The sequence below is a fragment of the Pseudomonas sp. B21-023 genome, assembly GCF_024749165.1.
Taxonomy (GTDB): Bacteria; Pseudomonadota; Gammaproteobacteria; order Pseudomonadales; family Pseudomonadaceae; genus Aquipseudomonas.
This window is the reverse complement of sequence record NZ_CP087190.1, coordinates 332,069-347,286: the sequence shown is the minus strand read 5'-3', so window position 1 is coordinate 347,286 and position 15,218 is coordinate 332,069. Positions and strand designations below refer to the sequence as shown.

The 15,218-nt window shown below is 61.1% G+C and carries 16 protein-coding genes; 7 read left to right on the top strand and 9 right to left on the bottom strand.

Annotated elements, in window-relative coordinates; genetic code table 11:
• Window positions 1-57 precede the first annotated feature (57 nt).
• Genes LOY42_RS01665 through LOY42_RS01655 form a run of 3 tightly spaced genes read left to right on the top strand, consistent with a single transcriptional unit; the run spans window position 58 to window position 2,409 of the window.
• Complete coding sequence (locus tag LOY42_RS01665; protein WP_139674226.1) at window positions 58-942, top strand: 3-keto-5-aminohexanoate cleavage protein; 885 nt, start codon at window positions 58-60, stop codon at window positions 940-942.
• A 20-nt stretch (window positions 943-962) separates the two neighbouring features.
• The gene (locus LOY42_RS01660; protein ID WP_139674228.1) at window positions 963-1,928 is read left to right on the top strand and encodes an L-carnitine dehydrogenase; all 966 of its coding nucleotides are present in this window, start codon (window positions 963-965) and stop codon (window positions 1,926-1,928) included.
• Between the two features lie 10 nt (window positions 1,929-1,938).
• Window positions 1,939-2,409 carry a thioesterase family protein gene (locus LOY42_RS01655; protein ID WP_139674231.1) on the top strand — a complete coding sequence of 157 codons (471 nt, stop codon included), beginning with the start codon at window positions 1,939-1,941 and terminating at the stop codon, window positions 2,407-2,409.
• Between the two features lie 75 nt (window positions 2,410-2,484).
• Here LOY42_RS01655 and LOY42_RS01650 read toward each other — a convergent pair whose 3' ends face one another.
• Complete coding sequence (locus tag LOY42_RS01650; RefSeq protein ID WP_139674234.1) at window positions 2,485-3,819, bottom strand: hypothetical protein; 1,335 nt, start codon at window positions 3,817-3,819, stop codon at window positions 2,485-2,487.
• 325 nt (window positions 3,820-4,144) lie between these two features.
• On the opposite strand from LOY42_RS01650, the gene LOY42_RS01645 reads away from it, so the two are divergent.
• Window positions 4,145-4,402: a hypothetical protein gene (locus LOY42_RS01645; RefSeq protein ID WP_139674237.1), complete on the top strand. Its 258-nt coding sequence runs from the start codon at window positions 4,145-4,147 to the stop codon at window positions 4,400-4,402.
• A 196-nt stretch (window positions 4,403-4,598) separates the two neighbouring features.
• On the opposite strand, the gene LOY42_RS01640 is transcribed toward LOY42_RS01645, so the two are convergent.
• The 3 genes from LOY42_RS01640 to LOY42_RS01630 form a co-directional block, all read right to left on the bottom strand.
• Complete coding sequence (locus tag LOY42_RS01640) at window positions 4,599-5,402, bottom strand: hypothetical protein (protein ID WP_139674240.1); 804 nt, start codon at window positions 5,400-5,402, stop codon at window positions 4,599-4,601.
• A 237-nt stretch (window positions 5,403-5,639) separates the two neighbouring features.
• Window positions 5,640-6,746, bottom strand: a complete 1,107-nt coding sequence (locus tag LOY42_RS01635) for a GlxA family transcriptional regulator (RefSeq protein WP_139674243.1) — start codon at window positions 6,744-6,746, stop codon at window positions 5,640-5,642.
• 389 nt (window positions 6,747-7,135) lie between these two features.
• Entirely contained in the window at window positions 7,136-8,512 is a 1,377-nt protein-coding gene (locus LOY42_RS01630) for an L-serine ammonia-lyase (RefSeq protein WP_139674246.1), read from the bottom strand.
• 444 nt (window positions 8,513-8,956) lie between these two features.
• Between LOY42_RS01630 and LOY42_RS01625 the strand changes: the two genes are divergently transcribed.
• The 3 genes from LOY42_RS01625 (at window position 8,957) to choV (ending at window position 12,009) form a co-directional block, all read left to right on the top strand.
• On the top strand, window positions 8,957-9,904 hold the full coding sequence (locus tag LOY42_RS01625; RefSeq protein ID WP_139674249.1) for a choline ABC transporter substrate-binding protein: 948 nt from the start codon (window positions 8,957-8,959) through the stop codon (window positions 9,902-9,904).
• A gap of 81 nt (window positions 9,905-9,985) precedes the next feature.
• Complete coding sequence (gene choW / locus LOY42_RS01620; protein ID WP_172670914.1) at window positions 9,986-10,834, top strand: choline ABC transporter permease subunit; 849 nt, start codon at window positions 9,986-9,988, stop codon at window positions 10,832-10,834.
• A complete protein-coding gene (gene choV / locus LOY42_RS01615; protein WP_102681807.1) occupies window positions 10,831-12,009 on the top strand; it encodes a choline ABC transporter ATP-binding protein in 1,179 nt (392 codons plus the stop codon). Before choW ends, choV begins: the two co-directional genes overlap by 4 nt.
• A 117-nt stretch (window positions 12,010-12,126) precedes the next feature.
• Here choV and hisF read toward each other — a convergent pair whose 3' ends face one another.
• From hisF to hisB, 5 genes are read right to left on the bottom strand one after another with little or no spacing between them, the layout of a single operon-like run.
• On the bottom strand, window positions 12,127-12,897 hold the full coding sequence (hisF, locus tag LOY42_RS01610) for an imidazole glycerol phosphate synthase subunit HisF (RefSeq protein ID WP_023629858.1): 771 nt from the start codon (window positions 12,895-12,897) through the stop codon (window positions 12,127-12,129).
• 9 nt (window positions 12,898-12,906) lie between these two features.
• Entirely contained in the window at window positions 12,907-13,644 is a 738-nt protein-coding gene (gene hisA / locus LOY42_RS01605; RefSeq protein ID WP_102681808.1) for a 1-(5-phosphoribosyl)-5-[(5-phosphoribosylamino)methylideneamino]imidazole-4-carboxamide isomerase, read from the bottom strand.
• Window positions 13,645-13,671: 27 nt separating this feature from the next.
• Complete coding sequence (locus LOY42_RS01600; RefSeq protein WP_139674252.1) at window positions 13,672-13,932, bottom strand: DUF2164 domain-containing protein; 261 nt, start codon at window positions 13,930-13,932, stop codon at window positions 13,672-13,674.
• Complete coding sequence (hisH, locus tag LOY42_RS01595) at window positions 13,933-14,571, bottom strand: imidazole glycerol phosphate synthase subunit HisH (RefSeq protein WP_046853802.1); 639 nt, start codon at window positions 14,569-14,571, stop codon at window positions 13,933-13,935.
• The gene (hisB, locus tag LOY42_RS01590) at window positions 14,572-15,165 is read right to left on the bottom strand and encodes an imidazoleglycerol-phosphate dehydratase HisB (protein ID WP_028688464.1); all 594 of its coding nucleotides are present in this window, start codon (window positions 15,163-15,165) and stop codon (window positions 14,572-14,574) included.
• Between the last annotated feature and the right edge of the window lie 53 nt (window positions 15,166-15,218).

The following is a 15,218-nucleotide window of genomic DNA, read 5'->3' as shown; positions in this document are numbered from 1 at the left end:
CTGTGGGAGCGGGCTTGCCCCGCGATAGCGACCTGACAGATACACAAGGAACCCACCATGAACCACGACGTCATCATCACCTGCGCCCTCACCGGTGCCGGCGACACGGTCGCCAAGAGCCACCTGGTCCCGGTCACGCCGAAACAGATCGCCGAGTCCGCCGTCGAAGCCGCCAAGGCCGGCGCCACGGTGGTCCACTGCCACGTTCGCGATCCACAAACTGGCCGCTTCAGCCGCGATGTCAACCTCTACCGCGAGGTGATGGAACGCATCCGCGAGGCTGACGTGGACATCATCGTCAACCTCACCGCAGGCATGGGCGGCGACCTGGAGATCGGCCCAGGCGAATCACCCATGGAATTCGGCCCGGGCACCGACCTGATCGGCCCGCTGGAGCGCCTGGCCCATGTCGAAGCGCTGCTGCCGGAGATCTGCACCCTGGACTGCGGCACCCTCAACTTTGGCGATGGCAACGCCATCTATGTCTCCACCCCCGCCCAACTGCGTGCCGGCGCCAAGCGCATCACCGAGCTGGGCGTGAAGGCCGAGCTGGAGATCTTCGACACCGGTCACCTGTGGTTCGCCAAACAGATGATCAAGGAAGGCCTGCTGCAAGACCCGCTGTTCCAGCTGTGCCTGGGCATCCCGTGGGGCGCCCCGGCCGACACCACCACCATGAAGGCCATGGTCGACAACCTGCCTGCCAACGTCACCTGGGCCGGTTTCGGCATCGGCCGCATGCAGATGCCGATGGCTGCCCAGGCGGTGCTGCTTGGCGGCAACGTGCGGGTCGGGCTGGAAGACAACCTGTACCTGGACCGTGGCGTGCTGGCCAGCAACGGCCAACTGGTCGAGCGGGCCGCAGAGATCATCACCCGCATGGGTGGCCGTGTGCTCACCCCGGCCGAAGGCCGGGAAAAGATGAACCTCAAGCGTCGCTAATGTCCCCGCAGGAGCCAGATATGCCTTTCATCACCGACATCAAGACTTTCGCCGCGCTGGGTAGCGGCGTGATCGGCAGCGGCTGGGTCGCCCGCGCCCTGGCCCACGGCCTCGACGTGATTGCCTGGGACCCGGCCCCCGGTGCCGAGGCCGCACTGCGCAAACGCATCGCCAATGCCTGGCCAGCGCTGGAAAAACAGGGCCTGACGCCCGGCGCATCGCAGGATCGCCTGAGGTTCGTGACCACTATCAAGGAATGCGTGCGCGACGCCGATTTCATCCAGGAGAGCGCCCCCGAACGACTGGACCTCAAGCTCGACCTGCACGCGAAGATCAGCGCCGCCGCCAAGCCCGACGCAATCATCGGCTCCAGCACCTCGGGTCTGCTGCCCAGCGAGTTCTACGCGTCGGCGACCCACCCCGAACGCTGCGTGGTGGGGCACCCGTTCAACCCGGTCTACCTGCTGCCACTGGTGGAAATCGTCGGCGGTCGCAACACCAGCCCTGAAGCCATCGAAGCTGCGAAAAGCATCTACACCAGCCTGGGCATGCGCCCGTTGCATGTGCGCAAGGAAGTCCCCGGCTTCATCGCCGACCGACTGCTCGAAGCGCTATGGCGCGAAGCCCTGCACCTGGTCAACGACGGTGTGGCCAGCACCGGCGAGATCGACGATGCGATCCGCTTTGGCGCCGGGCTGCGCTGGTCGTTCATGGGCACCTTCCTCACCTACACCCTGGCTGGAGGCGATGCCGGCATGCGCCACTTCATGGCCCAGTTCGGGCCGGCGCTGAATCTGCCCTGGACCTACCTCCCTGCGCCTGAGCTGACCGACAAGCTGATTGACGACGTGGTCGAGGGCACCTCGCAACAATTGGGCGAGCACAGCATTGCCGCTCTGGAGCGCTATCGTGATGACACACTGCTGGCGGTACTGGAAGCGGTGAAAACCAGCAAAGCCAAGCACGGTATGGCCTTCGGCGACTAAGGAGAAAACAATGCCCGCCCTGATCACCTACCGCACCCGAGTGTTGCCGGAGTGGGTCGACTATAACGGCCACCTGCGCGACGCCTATTACCTGCTGATCTTCAGCCATGCCACCGATGCCTTGATGGAGCGCATCGGCCTGGATGCCGATGCACGGGGCCAGAGCGGGCATTCGCTGTTCACCCTGGAGGCGCATATCAATTATCTGCACGAAGTGAAACTTGACGCCGATGTGTGGGTGCAGACACAAATAATAGGTTTCGATAAAAAACGCCTGCATTTGTATCACAGCCTGCATAGCGATGGGTTCGACGGAGAACTGTCAGCCAGTGAACAGATGCTGCTGCATGTCGACGTCTCGGGTCCTCGCTCGGCACCGTTCGGCGAACACACCCTCGTTTTGTTAGGGGCGTTGGAAAAGCAACAGCGCGATCAGCCACCGCCAGAAATGGCAGGGCGGACAATTCGGTTGCATAGCTGAGGACCAAATGGCTGTTCACCACAAATGCCCTGGGATGTCGCAGGCACCCAGGGCCGTTAGCGGCGTGCTCCATGGTTAGTAATAGTTCTTTATTTCAGCAGCCCGTTCGTTCAGGCGGCGAATTTCATTGGAATATTCGGGATCGCCGAAACGCCCAAACTCTAAGTTAACATCAGGGTCAGACCACCGATAAACAGTTTCGCATTCTGCTTCCTCTGGACAATCTTTCAGGTCAAAGCCAATTGAGGCATACTGCTTACTGTTATATTCTTTGGATAGGAAGCCGAATTGATAAGGAGGAATAAGTCCCGGACCGCCGGGCTTCCACCCATCACGAAGGCCCATCAGATGGCCGAAACTATGCAAAAAATACTGGGGCCCATGCATAGCAAACACATAGTACGCGTTCTCGGGCCTTATACTTTTATACGTCACCGCCTTGGCCGGCACAAATTCACCACCCACAATTACCACGTCAGCTTTGTACTGCTCACGCAGACGAGCCACTCCGCTTGTCGCTGCTGTTTTTCCATTTCTAAAATCGTCCAGAATTTTTTCACCCTGACTCAATAAACCGTCTGCCGCATTAGTCGCAAGCCGATGAACCACTTTAAGCTTTAGAGACAAGCCATCACCTTGATCACTCACTTGACTGAAAAACATTATTTCGTCCGTCATAATGTCAAACGCCGATGGGTTGGTCATCTGGCTAGTTCGCCAGGTCGTAAGAAGGAGTACATGGATCTCATGTTCCCTTTGAGAAGCTGGCCTTGGTAAACTGGCTTTAGCAATGTCTGCTTGCTTGACCGTTGCATCGTCCACTAGCAGACAGGGCAAACCCTGCGCTTCGTTTACCTCCATTAATCCATGCTGCCCATTACCAGCATTCTCCAGCAAGTAGAGTTTCCCATTGACAACCATCCGCCCCCTGAGTGAATCACCGCGGCGTGCTAAAAATATAAAGTTCGAAGCAGCGAAGGTGTCTTTCGACGTCACAGTAGCGCGAGGCTCGTCATCCAATACCCCTTCGCCAAACCAGTATGCGGCAGGTGTATACTCTCCCCCTGCAACACCACTATTATCAGACGGTTCAGGTGCGGTGTAGTTGCGCAGCCGAAACTTCAGCACTCGCCCATCCGCCAGTGGCATCGCGAGTAGCTGTGTCGACTCGTTCACGATCGTTGGGTGGGCACGCATCAACTGGATACTTTGGCCCGCAGGGTTATCCAGCAATACTTTCAGCCCCTCCCTGCCAGTAAACTGGGCTTGCTCTAGCGTCCGCCGGTCTACGGGTGGTTCAAGCTCAGCCAAGCGGGATATCTCCCCTGCAAACGCGCTAGCCAATGAAAGCAATGACAACGACACAATTCCCGTTGCCCATGCAACACCTCTAAACATAGAGCCTTTCATATGCACCTCCCTTAAAATAGGAGGTATTAATTACATCCCCACACCGACAAGACAACTGACAGAATTATCAGGTAACGCGCCCCATAAAAAACCGGAAAGCCATGAGCATCCGGGATCAGGCATGGGCGACATCTACCAGTGCTTAATAAGTGAGACCCAGCCCCCGATGCTGTAAGTGATCTCAGCGCCGGCTTTCTGGCTCGGCGATTTAGCCGTAAACGACCTGTTCTTAGCCAAAGTGGCCATGGTGGTTTTCTGTTCTTGCGGCCCTGGCGCCCCCGTCACAGAATCAATCGCAACCCACCCCAAGCGAAGGAGTACAACCATGATGCATACGGACCTGATTGACCAAGACGATCTCCTGGGCCAGCTGCGTTCGCGAGGCTTCGACATTCCGGCCGACGCCAACCCCGAGCAGGCCTGCGAAGTGGTGGTGCGAGGGCTGACCGAACCTAATGTTCGGGCGCTCAAGGGCATGGTGGAGCAAATGTATAGCGGCAGTGCGACGATCCTGCCGGCAGTGCGCGAGGCCCTCGACAAGCAGTTGTTGCCGGCGTTGGCACAGTACAGCAAGCGCGCTTGAAATCATCGAATGAGGCATCCCCTTTCTTGAGCGACTTCTGAAGGGGGCGTTCAGACGTGGCTTGACCAGCGACCCCTTCATATGGAATCGCTGGTCAAGCCCACCCTCAGTGAGTTCAAAAGATCTCAGCGGGAACTGACTGCACGGCGGGCATGTTTACCAGCGGGCAGCGTGTGCAGGGCAAAGCGTCATGCCGTCAGTGCACACTGTAGTACTTCACCTTCTGTACTTTACCTCTGACATTACCTTTACTCTCCACGGTCACATTAGCCGCCCCATCAGCCCCACCTAACTTCGGTACGAAAAATTCCATGCTACTGGCGCTGTAACAACTGCTATCCGATCCGGTACGCCCCTCAAAACACAGCCTGGGGCTTGACCCTAGCCCGATTACCTTCACGCCCAAATCTTCCCTTGAGAAATCTACAGTAGGGCACACCTTTCCTAATTCAACCTCACTCTCTTTCTCAACTACAAATTGGCAGACAGGAGCTGCTTCACCCTTCGCCGTCATCTGAACCGCCGCAGCACCAGGAGTGCCAGCAACCAACCATCTAATCTTACCGTCAACACCGGCCCCGAGCCTCTGAAGCCGGTAGGGGAGAAGAGTTTCATCGACAGGGTTATGCATATCAATAATACTTCTCTCAATTCGGGAATCCCCCTCCATCGACCCGCTAATGGCATAAGCTCCCGAATCACCCCCCCCATTTTCGCCAGGGTCCACCAGAAAAGCGATGCTAATAGGTTCCTGGGGAAGCATTGTCAGTCTCAGCGCCCCAATTACCTTGTCCCTCGTTGATCGACACATATCGCTAAAATCATTTTTATACACCATTGTAGCGCAGTTCTCTCCTTGAAAGTAACGACCTGTATACGTGATCACCTTCATTGAATAAAGCAACTCGGCCGCTGACACCTTGGCTGAAAGCATCGCACAACACAGTACTGGCGCGAGCAAAAGAAACCCTCGAACACCTCGAGACACCTTGAATTTCATACTCTCCACCTCCATCGAAAATCTAACTTTTAATTAAATCAATAAAAATCCCCACTTTACGCAGCCTCACTCAACACACCGCATATATGTTTCATGCAGCGACCACATTCCACAACTAGCAAAATTACCAGGTATGTAAAAACAAAAAGCCCAGCCGCTGTAGGCGACCGGGCAATTACAATTAGCCCCACTCTATGACTGCCCTCCTCGCGGATATCCCGCGAAGAGGGCGCGCGTTCAGAGCCTCACACTGGCGAACGTCGACTCATTGCGCGCCTGACTAAGGGAGGCCATCGGCCCGCTGTGCGGCGACAAGGCCATGGCCTGAGGGATGGGCATCATCGCCACCTGCTGGGTGGTGTTCGAACCCACCCGCTCGTCACGCGGTGGAATGCCGAAGTATTCGCGGTAGCACTTGGAGAAATGCGGCGTGGAGACGAAACCGCACACAGAGGCCACCTCGATGATCGACATCGGCGTCTGCTTGAGCAGTTGCCGGGCGCGGATCAGCCGCAGCTTGAGGTAGTAGCGCGACGGCGAGCAGTGCAGGTACTTCTGGAACAGGCGCTCGAGCTGGCGCCGCGACACCGCCACATAGACCGCCAGCTCGTCGAGGTCGATCGGCTCCTCGAGGTTGGCTTCCATCAGCGCGACGATTTCCTGCAACTTCGGCTGGTTGGTGCCGAGCATGTGCTTGAGCGGCACGCGCTGGTGGTCCTGCTCGTTGCGGATGCGCTCGTAGACGAACATCTCGGAGATCGCCGCCGACAGCTCGCGGCCGTGATCGCGGCTGATCAGGTGCAGCATCATGTCCAGCGGCGCGGTACCGCCGGAGCTGGTGAAGCGGTTGCGGTCGAGGGTGAACAGGCGGGTGCTCATGTTCACCCGCGGGTAGGCCTCCTGCATTGCCGCCAGGCATTCCCAGTGCACGCTGCAATCGAAGCCGTCGAGCAACCCGGCGCAGGCCAGCGCCCAGCTGCCGGTACACACCGCGCCAAGGCGACGCGACTGGCGGGCCTGGGCTTGCAGCCAGGTGACGTGCTCACGGGTGACGGTGCGCTGGATGCCGACGCCACCGCAAACGATCACGGTGTCTATCGGCGGGGCACTGTGCATGGCCGCGTCGGGGGTAATCTGCAGGCCGTCGCTGGCCCACACCTGGCCACCGTCGACGGTCAGGGTGTGCCAGCGATACAGCTCGCGCCCGGACAGCTGGTTGGCCATGCGCAGCGGTTCGACCGCCGACGCCAGGGAAATGAGGGTGAAGTTGTCCAGCAGGAGAAAGCCGATGGACTGGGGTGCTGTGCGGTTCTGGGTTGGGGTCCCGGAGGTGTACGACGTCATCGCGATTTCTCCTCACACAATGCAGGGTGTGCCTCAGGCGAGCACTGTTCTTGTAATGGCCCCGTTTCGTATGCAGGGGCTTTGCCAATCTCAACGCAAATGGCATGCCTGAATTTGAACGCCCATCCAATAAAACCCAAAAGCGACGTCGGCACGCGCCTTCCAGCGGCCTGGGCAATCAGCCTTGCGTCAAACGCAAACAGGCGAGCCAGCGCCTCTGCGCGTCACCCCTGAGCAAATCGGTAGCACTTGTGGGAAGCTTGCCCAGATGCGACAGACTTAAGTGTCACCGACAACGGTCCTGCTGGTAACGACAGGCGACGGCCGGTAGATGACAACCAATGCGCCAGAATGTGGCGCATTGGTCACGCACGGGCCAGAACGGCGCATCAGCATTCGATGACGCTGACCGCCAGGCCTCCGCGGGAGGTTTCCTTGTACTTGTCGTGCATGTCGGCGCCGGTGTCGCGCATGGTGCGGATCACCTGGTCCAACGAGATGAAGTGTTCGCCATCACCGCGCAGGGCCATCTGCACAGCATTGATCGCCTTTACCGCAGCGATGGCGTTGCGCTCGATGCACGGGACCTGCACCAGGCCACCAACCGGGTCGCAGGTCAGGCCGAGGTTATGTTCCAGGGCGATCTCGGCGGCGTTTTCCAACTGCGCCGGGGTGGCGCCGAGGACATCGGCCAAGCCTGCGGCGGCCATGGCGCAAGCCGAGCCGACCTCGCCCTGGCAACCAACCTCGGCGCCGGAGATCGAGGCGTTCTTCTTGCACAGGATGCCCACCGCCGCCGCGCCGAGGAAGAAGTCCACCACATTGGACTCGTCCACCGCGTCGGAGAAACGCATGTAGTAGTGCAACACCGCCGGGATGATCCCCGCCGCGCCGTTGGTGGGCGCAGTGACCATGCGCCCGCCGGCGGCGTTCTCTTCGTTGACCGCCAGGGCGAACAGGTTGACCCACTCCATGGCGCTCATGGTCGAGCCGATCACGTTGGGCTTGCCCAGCTCCTGCAGGCTGCGGTGCAGCCGGGCGGCGCGGCGGCGCACATTGAGCCCGCCGGGCAGGATGCCTTCATGCTTGAGGCCGTTGTTCACGCACTCCTGCATGGCTTGCCAGAGCTTGAGCAGGCCGGCGCGGATCTCGGCTTCGCTGCGCCAGACCTTTTCGTTCTCCAGCATCAATTGCGACACGCGCAGGTCGTTTTGCCTGCACAGGCGCAGCAGTTCGGCGGCACTGTCGAAGTCGTAGGGCAGCACGGTCTGGTCGGCGTCCAGCACGCCGCTGGCGGCCTGGGCGGCATCGACCACGAAACCGCCGCCCACCGAGTAATAGGTGTCGCGGTGCAGCTCGCCCGCCTCGCCTTCGGCAATCAGCGTCATGGCATTGGGGTGGTACGGCAGGTTCTCGTCCAGCAGCAGCATGTCGCGGGCCCAGACGAACTCGATGGGCAGGCGGTTGTCGAGCCTGAGCACGTTGGTTTCGCGCAGGTCGGCGATACGTGGGGTGATCTGGCCAGGGTCGATGGCGTCCGGCCATTCGCCCATCAGGCCCATGATCGTTGCGTTGTCGGTGCCGTGGCCGACGCCGGTGGCCGACAGCGAGCCATACAGCCTCACTTCGATACGCCGCACCTGCTCCAGTTCGCCGCGCTCACGCAGCCCCTGGACGAACAGCGCGCCAGCACGCATGGGGCCGACGGTGTGGGAGCTGGAGGGCCCGACACCGATCTTGAACAGGTCGAACACGCTGATGGCCATTGTCGAATCACCTCTTGCTGGGCTTGTCTCTGCGCGCCGGGCGCAGGGCGGAGCAACTGCTAGGCTGAAACAGTCGAGCCGCCTTGAATGCTCGCATCATCGGGCTTTTGCCCAGCCCCTCGCCGTCTGCAACCGACGTACTTTTGTCCAGCAGCGCCGCCGCTGAACTGGCCCTTCGTGCGCCGTTTTCCAGCGGCAAGACGACGCAAAAACCGAGGTATGAGGGTGGAAAAACCCAGTTGCGACATTGTCCGTACTGGATACGACCCGTCCTGTACTGGATACGACGCCACCAGTAGGCGATTGCCGAACGCTGGAGGATTATCGAAAGCGACTCGTATTGCACGGCCTCGCATCCTGCCCTCTGCAGGCCTGGTCGACCGGAGCCCTGAGAACGCTCGGCGACCCACGCGAACCCGAAGATAAAATCACAGGAGTCCATCCATGAAAGGTTCACCCTCGCTGTTGCTGGTCGCGTTGCTGTCCGCTCCGCTGTTGGCCCAGGCCGCCGAACCCGAGCAGTGCCAGACGGTACGGTTCTCCGATGTCGGCTGGACCGACATCACGGTCACCACCGCGACCACCAGCGTCGTGCTCGAAGCCCTGGGCTACAAGACCCACACCACCATGATCTCGGTACCGGTGACCTACAAGTCGCTGGCCACCGGCAAGGACCTGGACGTGTTTCTCGGCAACTGGATGCCGACCATGGAGAACGACATCAAGCAGTACCGCGATGCCGGCACCGTCGAGACCGTGCGCGCCAACCTGGAAAATGCCAAGTACACGCTGGCCGTGCCCCAGGCCCTGTATGACAAGGGCCTGAAGGACTTCGCCGACATTCCCAAGTTCAAGCAGGATCTCAAGGGCAAGATCTACGGCATCGAACCGGGCAACGATGGCAACCGCACCATCCAGAAGATGATCGACGACAACGCCTTCGGCCTGAAGGACGCCGGCTTCCAGATCGTGCAGTCCAGTGAGGCGGGCATGCTGGCGCAGGTCGACCGGGCGCAGAAGCGTGAAGACGCGATCGTCTTCCTCGGCTGGGAACCGCACCCGATGAACACCCGCTTCAAGATGCAGTACCTGACCGGTGGGGATGCCTACTTCGGTCCCGACTTCGGCAAGGCCACCGTGCTGACCAACACCCGCAAGGGCTACGCCCAGGAATGCGGCAACGTTGGCCAGCTGTTGAAGAACCTGTCGTTCGAGCTCAAGGATGAAAGCACCATGATGGGCTATGTCCTGGACGACAAGATGAAGCCCGAGGCGGCCGCGAAAAAATGGCTGAAGGACAACCCCGGCAAGCTCGAAGCCTGGCTCGCCGGCGTGACCACCGTGGACGGCAAACCCGGCCTTGAGGCGGCCAAGGCCAAACTGACGCAATAACGCAAGACGCCATGGCAACACCGCGGGGTGGGACCGTGCCCACCCCGGACTGATTTCAATCTTTGCAGGTGGAAGCTCGCTATCATGCTTATCGATCAGAAAATACCCCTGGGGCAGTACATCGCCTCATTCGTCGAATGGTTGACCCAGAATGGCGCCAGCTACTTCGACGCCATCGCCGCAGGCCTGGAATTCATGATCCATGGGGTCACCAGCGCCCTGACCTGGTTCAACCCATTCGTACTCATCGCCCTGTTCGCCGGCCTCGCGCACCTGATACAGCGCAAGTGGGCGCTCACCGTCTTCGTCGCCCTTTCGTTCCTGCTGATCCTCAACCTGGGCTACTGGCAGGAAACCATGGAAACCCTGGCGCAGGTCACTTTCGCCACGGTGGTCTGCGTGGTCATCGGCGTGCCGCTGGGCATCGCCGCCGCGCACAAGCCGATGTTCTACACCGCCATGCGTCCGGTGCTGGACCTGATGCAGACCGTGCCCACCTTCGTCTACCTGATCCCGACCCTGACCCTGTTTGGCCTGGGCGTGGTGCCGGGGCTGATCTCCACCGTGGTGTTCGCCATCGCAGCACCCATCCGCCTCACTTACCTGGGCATCTGCGACGTGCCGCAGGAGCTGATGGACGCCGGCAAGGCCTTCGGTTGCTCGCGTCGCCAACTGCTGACCCGCATCGAACTGCCACACGCCATGCCGAGCATCGCTGCCGGGGTGACGCAATGCATCATGCTGTCGCTATCGATGGTGGTGATTGCCGCCCTGGTCGGCGCCGACGGCCTGGGCAAACCCGTGGTCAACGCACTGAACACCGCCGATATCTCCCTGGGCTTCGAAGCGGGCCTGGCCATCGTCCTGCTGGCGATCATGCTCGACCGTATCTGCAAGCAACCGGAGCTGCCGGTAAGGGGTGAGGCATGAGCATCATTCGTTTCGAAGACGTCGACGTCATCTTCTCCAGCAAGCCGCGCGAGGCGCTGGCCCTGCTCGACCAAGGCCAGACCCGCGAGCAGATCCTCAAGCAGACGGGCCTGGTGGTCGGCGTCGAAAAGGCCAACCTGGACATCAACAAGGGCGAGATATGCGTGCTCATGGGCCTGTCCGGCTCGGGCAAATCCAGCCTGCTGCGCTGCATCAACGGCCTCAACACCGTGAGCCGCGGCAAGCTGTTCGTCGAGCACGAAGGCAAGCACATCGATATCGCCCACTGCACCCCGGCAGAGCTGAAGATGATGCGCACCAAGCGCATCGCCATGGTGTTCCAGAAGTTTGCCCTGATGCCCTGGCTGACGGTGCGCGAGAACATCAGCTTCGGCCTGGAGATGCAGGGCCGGCCGGAGAAGGAACGGCGCAAGCTGGTGGATGAAAAGCTCGAGCTGGTGGGCTTGACCCAGTGGCGCAACAAGAAACCGGACGAACTCTCCGGTGGCATGCAGCAGCGCGTGGGGCTGGCCCGGGCGCTGGCGATGGACGCCGATATCCTGCTGATGGACGAGCCGTTCTCGGCCCTCGATCCGCTGATCCGCCAGGGCCTGCAGGACGAACTGCTGGCCCTGCAGAGCAAACTCAGCAAGACCATCGTGTTCGTCAGTCATGACCTGGACGAGGCGCTGAAACTGGGCAGCCGCATCGCCATCATGAAGGACGGGCGCATCATCCAGTACAGCAAGCCGGAAGAGATCGTGCTCAACCCGGCCGACGAATACGTGCGCACCTTCGTCGCCCACACCAACCCGCTCAACGTGCTGTGTGGCCGCAGCCTGATGCGCAGCCTGGACAATTGCCGGCGAGTCAACGGTTCGGTGTGCCTGGACCCGGGCATCGACTCATGGCTGGACCTTGGCGAAGGCGGTTCGCTCAAGCGCGCACGCCAGGGCCAGAATGGCCTGGACATGCAGAACTGGGCGCCGGGGCAGGACGTCGGCTTGCTGGAGCGCAGGCCAACCGTGGTACACGCCGATATCGGCATGCGCGAAGCGCTGCAGATTCGTTACCAGACCGGCAACAAGCTGGTGCTGCAGGATAACGACAAGGTGGTGGGGATACTCGGGGATACCGAGTTGTATCACGCGTTGCTCGGCAAGAATCACGGATGATTTAACTGGGGCCGCCTTGCGGCCCATCGCGGCTGAAGCCGCTCCTACAGGAAACGTGTAATCCTTGTAGGAGCTGCTTCAGCCGCGATGGGCTGCAACGCAGCCCCAATCAGGGGTTCAGCGTACGACGATCCCCCGCGAAGCCATGTAGGCCTTGGCTTCCGGCACCGTGTACTCGCCGAAGTGGAAGATGCTCGCCGCCAGCACCGCGCTGGCATGCCCTTCCAGGATGCCGTCGGCCAGGTGCTGCAGGTTACCCACGCCACCGGAAGCAATCACCGGAATCCCCAGCGCATCGCTGATGGCGCGGGTCACGCCCAGGTCGAAGCCATTCTTCATGCCGTCCTGGTCCATGCTGGTCAGCAGGATCTCGCCAGCCCCCAGGCCTTCCATCTTCTTCGCCCACTCCACCGCATCCAGCCCGGTGGGCTTGCGCCCGCCATGGGTGAAGATCTCCCAGCGCGGCGTTTCACCGGGGCCAGAGACTTTCTTGGCGTCGATGGCAACCACGATGCACTGCGAACCGAAACGGTCAGCCGCCTCGCCGACGAACTCCGGGTTGAACACCGCGGCGGTGTTGATCGACACCTTGTCGGCACCGGCGTTGAGCAGGTTGCGGATGTCCTGCACGGTGCGCACGCCACCGCCCACGGTCAGCGGGATGAACACCTGGCTGGCCATGCGCTCGACGGTATGCAGGGTGGTGTCCCGGCCATCGACGCTGGCGGTGATGTCGAGGAAGGTGATCTCGTCGGCGCCCTGTTCGTCGTAGCGCCGGGCGATCTCCACCGGGTCGCCGGCATCGCGGATGTTCTCGAACTTGACGCCCTTGACCACCCGGCCGTTGTCCACGTCCAGGCAAGGGATGATGCGCTTGGCCAGTGCCATGGTCGCTCCTCAGCCTTGGTAGTTGTCGCAGAAGGCCTGGGCCTCGGCGACGTCGAGGGTGCCTTCGTAGATGGCACGGCCGGTGATGGCGCCGATAATGCCCGGAGCCTTGGCGTCCAGCAGGGCCTTGATGTCGCCCAGGTTGTGGATGCCGCCCGAGGCGATCACCGGAATGCGCGTGGCTTCGGCCAGGGCCTTGGTGAAGGGCACGTTGCAGCCCTGCATCATGCCGTCCTTGGCAATGTCGGTGTAGACGATCGACGAGACGCCATCGGCCTCGAAACGCTTGGCCAGGTCGATGACCTGCACGCTGCTCACTTCGGCCCAGCCGTCGGTGGCGACGAAGCCGTCCTTGGCGTCCAGGCCAACGATGATCTTGCCCGGGAAGGCCTTGCACGCCTCGGCAACGAACTCCGGCTGCTTGACTGCCTTGGTGCCGATGATCACGTGGCTGACGCCAGCCTTGACATAGTGCTCGATGGTTTCCAGCGAACGGATGCCACCGCCGATCTGGATCGGCAGGTTCGGGTAGCGCCTGGCGATGGCGGTGACCACTTCACCGTTGACCGGTTGGCCTTCGAAGGCGCCGTTGAGGTCGACCAGGTGCAGGCGGCGGCAACCACCCTCGACCCACTTGGCGGCCATGCTCACCGGGTCGTCGGAGAATACCGTGGAGTCTTCCATGCGGCCCTGGCGCAGGCGCACGCAAGCGCCGTCCTTCAGATCGATAGCGGGGATAATCAGCATCTTGGCAACCTGTCTAATCGTTGGAATTCAGGGCTTCTCGAGCGCCCACAGGTCGCTTTCGATGCTCTCGAACCGCTCCTTGAGGTGCAGCTGAACATCGGCAATCGCCCTGTTGTAGTAGTGCGGTGCAATCTCTTTGCTGAACAACTCGAGGACCTCGGCCACCTCGAACGACCCCAGCTCCAGCTCGAAGCGGTCTTCGAGAAAGCGCTTGAGCGTATCGAGCGCCTCGCGCTCTTGCTCCGGGGCCAGGGTGATGACTGGCGCCTTGGTCCGCGACCTGCTCATTTACCAGCGCCCGTCCCAGGCGACGAAGTTCTGCAACAGTTGCAGGCCATGGGTATGGCTCTTCTCCGGGTGGAACTGCACGGCGAAACGCGAGCCTTCGGCCAGCGCCGCGGCGAAATCGACGCCGTAGTGGCCGCGACCGACCACCTGGCCCGGCTTGCCGGCCTCGATGAAGTAGCTGTGCACGAAGTAGAAACGCGCACGGTCGGGGATGTCATGCCACAGCGGGTGGTCGATGGTCTGGCCGACTTCGTTCCAGCCCATGTGCGGCACCTTCAGGTGCTCGCCGTCTTCCTTCAGGTCTTTACCGAAGAAGCGCACCTGGCCTGGGAACAGGCCGATGCAGTCGACACCGTCGTTCTCCTCGCTGCGCTCGAGCAGCGCCTGCATGCCTACGCAGATGCCGAGAAACGGGCGGTCCTGGCTGACTTCGCGCACCAGGCTGTCGAAGCCCAGGCGGCGAATCTCTGCCATGCAGTCGCGGATCGCGCCGACGCCTGGGAACACCACGCGGTCGGCTTCACGAATCACCGCGGCATCGCTGGTCACCAATACCTTGCCGGCGCCCACATGCTCCAGGGCCTTGGCCACCGAGTGCAGGTTGCCCATGCCATAGTCGATCACGGCTACCGTCTGCATTTACAGGCACCCTTTGGTGGAAGGCATCTGCCCGGCCATGCGCTCGTCGAGGGTAACGGCCATGCGCAGCGCGCGGCCGAACGCCTTGAACACGGTCTCGATCTGGTGGTGGGTGTTGTGGCCACGCAGGTTGTCGATATGCAGCGTCACCAGGGCATGGTTGACGAAGCCCTGGAAGAACTCCTGGAACAGGTCGACATCGAAGCCGCCCACGGTGGCACGGGTATACGGCACATGCATCTGCAGGCCCGGACGGCCGGAGAAGTCGATGACCACCCGCGACAGGGCCTCGTCCAGCGGCACATAGGCATGGCCGTAGCGGAAGATGCCTTTCTTGTCGCCGATGGCCTGGGCGAACGCCATGCCCAGGGTGATGCCGACGTCCTCGACGGTATGGTGGTCGTCGATATGCAGGTCGCCCTTGCACTCGATATCCAGGTCGATCAGCCCATGCCGGGCGATCTGGTCGAGCATGTGTTCAAGGAAAGGCACACCGATTTCGAATCGGGCCTTGCCGCTGCCATCGAGGTTGATCGAGCACTTGACCTGGGTTTCCAGGGTATTGCGCTCGACGGAAGCCTTACGTTCGACCATCACCAGCTCCGCAAAATCATTGGGCGAAAAGGGCTCCATTATAGGCCCAGAAC

Bases quoted from the DNA above. Each gene is read 5' to 3' on its own strand.
- LOY42_RS01625 (WP_139674249.1), top strand. From the start codon at position 8,957: ATGAAAGGTTCACCCTCGCTGTTGCTGGTCGCGTTGCTGTCCGCTCCG.
- hisH (WP_046853802.1), bottom strand. From the start codon at position 14,571: ATGCAGACGGTAGCCGTGATCGACTATGGCATGGGCAACCTGCACTCG.
- hisA (WP_102681808.1), bottom strand. From the start codon at position 13,644: ATGCTGATTATCCCCGCTATCGATCTGAAGGACGGCGCTTGCGTGCGC.
- LOY42_RS01645 (WP_139674237.1), top strand. From the start codon at position 4,145: ATGATGCATACGGACCTGATTGACCAAGACGATCTCCTGGGCCAGCTG.
- LOY42_RS01650 (WP_139674234.1), bottom strand. From the start codon at position 3,819: ATGAAAGGCTCTATGTTTAGAGGTGTTGCATGGGCAACGGGAATTGTG.
- LOY42_RS01640 (WP_139674240.1), bottom strand. From the start codon at position 5,402: ATGAAATTCAAGGTGTCTCGAGGTGTTCGAGGGTTTCTTTTGCTCGCG.
- LOY42_RS01665 (WP_139674226.1), top strand. From the start codon at position 58: ATGAACCACGACGTCATCATCACCTGCGCCCTCACCGGTGCCGGCGAC.
- hisB (WP_028688464.1), bottom strand. From the start codon at position 15,165: ATGGTCGAACGTAAGGCTTCCGTCGAGCGCAATACCCTGGAAACCCAG.
- choV (WP_102681807.1), top strand. From the start codon at position 10,831: ATGAGCATCATTCGTTTCGAAGACGTCGACGTCATCTTCTCCAGCAAG.
- LOY42_RS01600 (WP_139674252.1), bottom strand. From the start codon at position 13,932: ATGAGCAGGTCGCGGACCAAGGCGCCAGTCATCACCCTGGCCCCGGAG.
- LOY42_RS01630 (WP_139674246.1), bottom strand. From the start codon at position 8,512: ATGGCCATCAGCGTGTTCGACCTGTTCAAGATCGGTGTCGGGCCCTCC.
- LOY42_RS01635 (WP_139674243.1), bottom strand. From the start codon at position 6,746: ATGACGTCGTACACCTCCGGGACCCCAACCCAGAACCGCACAGCACCC.
- LOY42_RS01655 (WP_139674231.1), top strand. From the start codon at position 1,939: ATGCCCGCCCTGATCACCTACCGCACCCGAGTGTTGCCGGAGTGGGTC.
- LOY42_RS01660 (WP_139674228.1), top strand. From the start codon at position 963: ATGCCTTTCATCACCGACATCAAGACTTTCGCCGCGCTGGGTAGCGGC.
- hisF (WP_023629858.1), bottom strand. From the start codon at position 12,897: ATGGCACTGGCCAAGCGCATCATCCCTTGCCTGGACGTGGACAACGGC.